Raw genomic sequence first — 6634 nt, forward strand, 5'->3', positions numbered from 1 at the left:
CGCCCGTCCCCGGACCGCCCTGCGCCGGACCGCCCTGAGCCTGACCGCCCGTCCCCGGACCAGCCTGCGCTGGACCGCCCGTCCCCGGACCGCCCTGCGTCGGGCTCACCCGCTCCAGTTCCCTCGTCTCCGGGTCCTCCGTGTCGAGCAACCGGACCGCGTGGCGGCCTAGTTGGGCGACCAAGGCGCCCGGTAGCCATGGGTCGCGGGAGCGGCCGCCGGATACGGTGTCCTCCGCGCCCGTGCGGTCGAGGATGCGGTTGAGGGTCGGGCGGGTGGCCGGGTCCTTGCGGAGGCAGTCGCGGACGAGGTCGGCGATGCCCTCGGGGACGCCCGACAGATCGGGTTCCTCCTGGGCGATGCGGAACATCAGGGCGTGGACACCGCTGTTCGCGGCGCCGAAGGGAAGCGTGCCGGTCGCGGCGTAGGCGAGGACGGAACCGAGGCAGAAGACGTCGCACGCCGGGGTGATGCGGTCGCCCCGCACCTGTTCCGGCGCCATGAAACCGGGCGAGCCGACGAGTGAGCCGGTGCGGGTGAGACCGTCGCCCGCCTGGGTCTCCAGGGCGCGCGCTATGCCGAAGTCGATGACGCGGGGGCCGTCGATGGTCACCAGCACGTTGGACGGCTTGAGGTCGCGGTGGACGATGCCGGCCGCGTGGATGTCCTGGAGCGCGTGCGCGAGACCGGCCGCGAGGATCCGTACCGAACGCTCGGGCAGTGCACCATGGTCGCGGCCGACGACCTGTTGCAGGGTGGGCCCGGCGACGTACCCGGTGGCCACCCACGGCACCTCGGCGTCGGTGTCCGCGTCCAGCACGGGCGCCGTCCAGTGGCCGCCGACCCGCCGCGCGGCCCGCACCTCCTGGCGGAACCGCGCCCGGAACTCCTCCTGCGCGGCGAGGTCCTCGCGCACCAGCTTCACGGCGACCGTGCGGCCCCGGTCCGAGCGGGCCAGGTACACGTGCCCCATGCCACCGGCCCCGAGCCGGGCCAGCAGCCGGTACGCCCCGATCCGCTGCGGATCGGCCGCCCCCAGTTTCTCCACGACCGCGCCGCCTCCCCTGACGTCCCCGGGCACGCCCCGGTCACTCGGTCGTCGCGCCCCTGTCGTGCCCCTGTGCTCCGCGACAGACCGAGAATAGTGCGGGGAATCGACCAGACGGACGGGCCGGTGTCTACGGTTCCGTAACGGGAGACCCACCCACCCTCCACAGGCTGGGGTCTCTCCTAACCGGTCACCGGCATGAACAGTGGTTAGTTTCGCCCCCAGCTTCTCTGGACAACCTGTCGCGGAAACCCGGCGACCACAGACAGGACGCCGATACCGTTTCCGCATCGCGGACATTTACGCTCACCCGCATGACCCCTCAGCCCAACCCCCAGGCCGGCGCCGCCGTGAAGGCCGCGGACCGTGCGCATGTGTTCCACTCCTGGTCCGCGCAGGAACTCATCGACCCGCTCGCCGTGGCCGGCGCGGAGGGGTCGTACTTCTGGGACTACGACGGCAATCGCTACCTGGACTTCACCAGCGGGCTCGTCTACACGAACATCGGCTACCAGCACCCGAAGGTCGTCGCCGCGATCCAGGAGCAGGCCGCGACGATGACCACCTTCGCGCCCGCCTTCGCCATCGAGGCGCGGTCCGAGGCCGCCCGGCTCATCGCCGAGCGCACCCCGGGCGACCTGGACAAGATCTTCTTCACCAACGGTGGCGCCGACGCCGTGGAGCACGCGACGCGCATGGCCCGGCTGCACACCGGGCGGCCGAAGGTGCTCTCCGCCTACCGCTCGTACCACGGCGGTACGCAGCAGGCGATCAACCTCACCGGGGATCCGAGGCGTTGGGCCAGCGACAGCGCCTCCGCCGGGGTCGTGCACTTCTGGGCGCCCTTCCTGTACCGGTCCCGTTTCTACGCGGAGACCGAGGAGCAGGAGTGCGAGCGCGCGCTCGAGCATCTGGAGACGACCATCGCCTTCGAGGGGCCGGGCACGATCGCCGCGATCGTCCTGGAGACCGTTCCGGGCACCGCCGGGATCATGGTCCCGCCGCCCGGTTATCTCGCCGGCGTCCGGGAGATCTGCGACAAGTACGGAATCGTCTTCGTCCTGGACGAGGTGATGGCCGGGTTCGGGCGGACCGGTGAATGGTTCGCGGCCGATCTGTTCGACGTCGTACCGGACCTGATGACCTTCGCCAAGGGCGTCAACTCCGGCTATGTGCCGCTCGGCGGCGTCGCCATCTCCGGCGCGATCGCGGACACCTTCGGCAAGCGCCCCTACCCGGGCGGCCTGACGTACTCCGGGCACCCGCTGGCCTGTGCCGCGGCCGTCGCGACGATCAACGTCATGGCCGAGGAGGGGGTCGTAGAGAACGCGAAGCACCTCGGTACGACCGTCGTCGAGCCCGCGCTGCGGGCGCTGGCGGAGCGGCACCCGAGCGTCGGGGAGGTGCGCGGGGTCGGCATGTTCTGGGCGCTGGACCTGGTGAAGGACCGGGAGACGCGCGAGCCGCTGGTGCCGTACAACGCGGCCGGTGAGGCGAACGCGGCGATGGCCGCGTTCGGAGCCGCCGCCAAGAAGCAGGGGCTGTGGCCCTTCGTCAACATGAACCGCACTCACGTCGTGCCGCCGCTCAACGTGAGCGAGGCCGAGTTGAAGGAAGGTCTCGCGGCGCTGGACGCGGCGCTCTCCGTGGCGGACGAATTCACGGCGTAATTCACCGCACAATTCGACGCCGAATACGCCTCTTAGTACCCGGAATGGGCGGGTCCGTTCAACCGGTGCCCGCATCCGGGCAGGAGGGGAACCCGAACGCGTAAGGTGGCGTGCTCGTAGACATATACGAGTACGCCATCGAACGCGACGAGGGAGACGCTCCGACGATGCCCGGAAGCAGCGGCAGCGGCGCCGTGACCCGCAGCACCCTGCGGCAGCAGATCGCCGACGCGCTTCGCGACGAGGTCCTGGCCGGCCGGCTCCAACCCGGGCAGGAGTTCACGGTGAAGGAGATCGCCGAGCAGTACGGCGTCTCCGCGACCCCGGTCCGGGAAGCGCTCGTCGATCTCTCCGCGCAGGGCCTGCTGGAGGCCGACCAGCACCGTGGTTTCCGCGTCCACGAGTACTCGGTGGCCGACCACCGCGGCATGATCGAGGCCCGCGCCCTGGTCACCGAGGGCATGTTCCTGGCCCTGTCCGGCGGCCACCCCGTCTTCGACCGCACCGAGGACCCCCGTACGGTCGCCGCGCTCGCCGGGGTGCGCCGCCGCGGCGAGGAGGCGCAGCGCGCCGCCGACGCCGGTGACCTCACCGTGCTGATCGGCTACGACCTGCGCTACTGGCGCGAGCTGAGCACCATGTTCGGCAACCCCTACCTCGGCGACTTCCTGCACCGGCTGCGCGTCCAGTCCTGGGTGTGCACGGTGCAGCATCTGCGCCGACTGACCGATCTGCGCGGGCAGTTGTGGTCCGAGCACACCGACCTGGTCGACGCCCTGGCGCGCCGCGACACCCCGACCGCGCGCTCGATCGTCCTGGCGTACAACAAGCACTCCCTCGCCCTCATCGAGCGGCTGGCCGCCCGGTGACCGGACCGGAAAGGGCCGCTCCGGCCGTGGACCCCAGTGCTGTCGTCGTGGACCTCAGTGTCGTCGTGCCCGCCTACAACGAGGAACAGCGGCTCGGACCGACGCTCGACGCGATCACCACGTATCTGGGCGACAACGAGAGCCGCTTCGGCGGCTGGGAGATCATCGTCGCCGACGACGGCTCCGACGACGGGACCCGCGAGGTCGTCACCTCGCGCGCCGACCCGCGCGTGCAGTTGGTCACCAGCCCCCGCAACCGGGGCAAGGGCAACGCCCTGCGCCTCGGGGTCGCCGCCTCGCGCGGGCACCGGGTGCTGGTCACGGACGCCGATCTGGCCGCGCCCATCGAGGAGTTGGAGAAACTCGACAAGGAGCTGAGCGAGGGCCGGTCCGCGGCGATCGGCTCCCGGGCAGCGCCGGGCGCGACGATCGAGAGCCACCAGCATCCGGTCCGTGAACTCCTGGGCCGCGCGGGCAACTTCCTCATACGCCAGGCCGCGGTGCCCGGCATACGCGACACCCAGTGCGGCTTCAAGCTCTTCGAGGGCGACCGCGCCCGCGAGGCCTTCGCCGCCTCCCGCATCAACGGCTGGGGCATCGACGTAGAGGTCCTCCAGCACTTCCGCCGCGCCGACTGGGAGGTCGCCGAGGTCCCGGTCCGCTGGGCCCACCAGTCCGGCTCGAAGGTACGACCCCTGGACTACGCCCGCGTCCTGACCGAACTCGCCCGCCTCCGCGCCCGCTCCCTGCGCCCGGTCGACGCCGTGGTCACCGTCCTCTTCCTCCTCATGTCGATCGCCCTCTACTCGGGCCGCTTCTTCGACCCGGGCCACCGCTACCTGGAGGACTCGCTCCAGGACCAGAACCAGTGGGAGTGGTTCTTCGCGGTCACGGCCGACAACGTGTCCCACTTCCACAACCCGCTCTTCTCGAACCTCCAGGGCTTCCCCGACGGCGTGAACCTCATGGCCAACACGGTCATGCTGGGCCTGTCGGTGCCCTTCACCCCCCTCACCCTGCTGGCCGGCCCGGCGGTCTCCCTCAGCGTCTGCATGGCCCTGGGCCTCGCGGCCACGGCCGCCGCCTGGTACTGGCTGATCGTGAAGCGTGTCGTACGGCAACGGGCGGCGGCCTTCGTCGGCGCCTCGCTCGCGGCCTTCGCCCCGCCGATGGTCAGCCACGCCAACGCGCACCCGAACTTCGTCATCCTCTTCATGATCCCGCTGATCATCGACCGGGCCCTGCGCCTGTGCGCGGGCACCCGGGTCGTCCGCGACGGCATCGTGCTCGGCCTGCTGGCGGCCTACCAGATCTTCCTCGGCGAGGAACCCCTGCTCCTGGCCTCGATCGGCATGCTCCTGTTCGCCGCGTCCTACGGAGTCCTCCACAGGGAGGTCGTGAAGACCGCCTGGCGCCCCCTGCTCAAGGGCCTGGGCATCGCGGCGGCGGTCTGCGCGCCGATCATCCTGATCCCTCTCTGGTACCAGTTCGTCGGCCCGCAGAGCTACAAGAGCGTCCTGCACGGCGACAACGCGGGCAACAGCCCCCTCGCCCTGCTCTCCTTCGCCGAACGCTCCCTGATCGCGGGCAACGAGGTGAGGGCCAACTCCCTCTCCCTCAACCCCACCGAACAGAACGCCTTCTACGGCTGGCCGCTCGTCCTCCTCGCCTTCGCGATCGTCGTACGACTGTGGGAGCACAAGCTCGTCAAGGCGCTCGGGTTCACGGCGGTCGCGGCGGCGATCCTCTCCATGGGCCCCAAGATCCGTATCCCGCTCACGGACACGGTCTACCCCGGCCCCTGGGCCCTGCTCGCCCACAAGCCGCTCTTCGAGTCGGTGATCGAGGGCCGGGTCGCGATGATCTGCGCCCCGGCGCTGGGCATGCTGCTCGCGATCGCGCTCGAACGGCTGGCCGCGACCCGGCGGATCGGCACGCAGTACATCGGCCTGCTCGCCGTGTCCATGGCCCTGATCCCGATCATCCCGGCGCCGCTCAAGGCCGTCGACCGGGCGGCCGTACCGGCCTTCTTCACGGACGGCACCTACAAGTCGTACGTCCGCGCCGGCGAATCGATCGTCCCGGTCCCGCTCGCCGACCCCGGCGCGGCGGAACCCCTGCACTGGCAGACGGCGTCCGGTCTCGGCTTCAAGATGCCGGGCGGCTACTTCAACGGCCCCTACGGCGACGACCGCATCGGCATCTACGGCGCCCCGCCCCGCTACACCTCGAACATGCTGCGGGACGTCCGCTACACCGGCGTCATCCCCACCATCGGCAAGAACTGGCGGGCGCAGGCCAAGGCCGACTTCGCGTTCTGGCACGCGGGCGCGCTGGTCGTGGCCCCACAGCCCAACGACGACAAGCTCCGCACCGCTGTGGAAAAGCTGGTGGGCAAACCCGGTAAGTGGGTCGACGGCGTGTGGGTATGGGACCTGCACGAGGGGAGCTGACCCGGGCCGCACCGACTACTCTTCCCCCTACTCTTGCCTGACCACCATGCGAGATCCACGCTGCGCAGCGAGTAACCGAGGAGCCCTCTTTTGGCCTGTGACCTGTGGCTGGTCCCGCTCGTCGACGTGTTGTGCCACACCCCCGACAATCCCTTCGCCGACGAACTCGCGCTCTACAACTCGCTGTTGGCCGAGGCCGGGCTCCCCCCGGTGCCGGTGTACCAGTACATGCCGGGCCTGTCCGGCGAGGTCGCCCCGGTCGCGGGCTTCGACTACGACGCGCTGCACTTCCTGCGCCGCGCCTACCTCCTCCAGGTCTGCGGTCTCCCGGTGACCCCGGTGGACGACCTCGGCGGCGACTACGAACAGCTCCTGGAGATGTTCGAGACGACGGCCCAGCAGTCCCACCTGGTCTGGCACTACGACCACGCGGGCGCCTACGTCCCCGTCGACTTCCCGCACCCGCTCGCGAACGACGAACTCCTCGCCGGCGGCGGCCCCTTGGGCTCGTCCCAATCCCTGCTCCGCGAGCTGGAGTTCGTGGCCCCCACGATCGGCATCGACCCGGCGAACCCGCCCACGCCACCCCAACCC

Annotated in this window: 5 protein-coding genes; 4 read left to right on the forward strand and 1 reads right to left on the reverse strand. The window is 70.6% G+C overall.

Translation table 11 applies throughout. The annotated features are described in order from the left end of the window. Positions 1 to 1048: serine/threonine-protein kinase (locus tag JHN63_RS45645; RefSeq protein ID WP_307782143.1), on the reverse strand; the 1048-nt coding region annotated here is incomplete at its 3' end. 314 nt (positions 1049 to 1362) lie between these two features. Between JHN63_RS45645 and JHN63_RS45650 the strand changes: the two genes are divergently transcribed. From JHN63_RS45650 to JHN63_RS45665, 4 genes are all read left to right on the forward strand, one after another. Continuing rightward, positions 1363 to 2718: an aspartate aminotransferase family protein gene (locus tag JHN63_RS45650; RefSeq protein ID WP_200691031.1), complete on the forward strand. Its 1356-nt coding sequence runs from the start codon at positions 1363 to 1365 to the stop codon at positions 2716 to 2718. Between the two features lie 167 nt (positions 2719 to 2885). Beyond that, complete coding sequence (locus JHN63_RS45655) at positions 2886 to 3587, forward strand: GntR family transcriptional regulator (protein ID WP_200691034.1); 702 nt, start codon at positions 2886 to 2888, stop codon at positions 3585 to 3587. Positions 3588 to 3613: 26 nt separating this feature from the next. Next, on the forward strand, positions 3614 to 6040 hold the full coding sequence (locus JHN63_RS45660; protein WP_200691032.1) for a dolichyl-phosphate beta-glucosyltransferase: 2427 nt from the start codon (positions 3614 to 3616) through the stop codon (positions 6038 to 6040). Positions 6041 to 6130: 90 nt separating this feature from the next. Next, positions 6131 to 6634, forward strand: a 504-nt coding sequence (locus JHN63_RS45665; protein WP_200691033.1) for a hypothetical protein, incomplete at its 3' end; no start/stop codon positions are given.

The sequence above is a fragment of the Streptomyces sp. MBT65 genome (genome assembly GCF_016612545.1).
GTDB lineage: Bacteria > Actinomycetota > Actinomycetes > Streptomycetales > Streptomycetaceae > Streptomyces.

Excerpts from the sequence above, each read along its gene's own strand:
- JHN63_RS45655 (WP_200691034.1), top strand. The coding sequence starts at position 2,886 with ATGCCCGGAAGCAGCGGCAGCGGCGCCGTGACCCGCAGCACCCTGCGG.
- JHN63_RS45650 (WP_200691031.1), top strand. The coding sequence starts at position 1,363 with ATGACCCCTCAGCCCAACCCCCAGGCCGGCGCCGCCGTGAAGGCCGCG.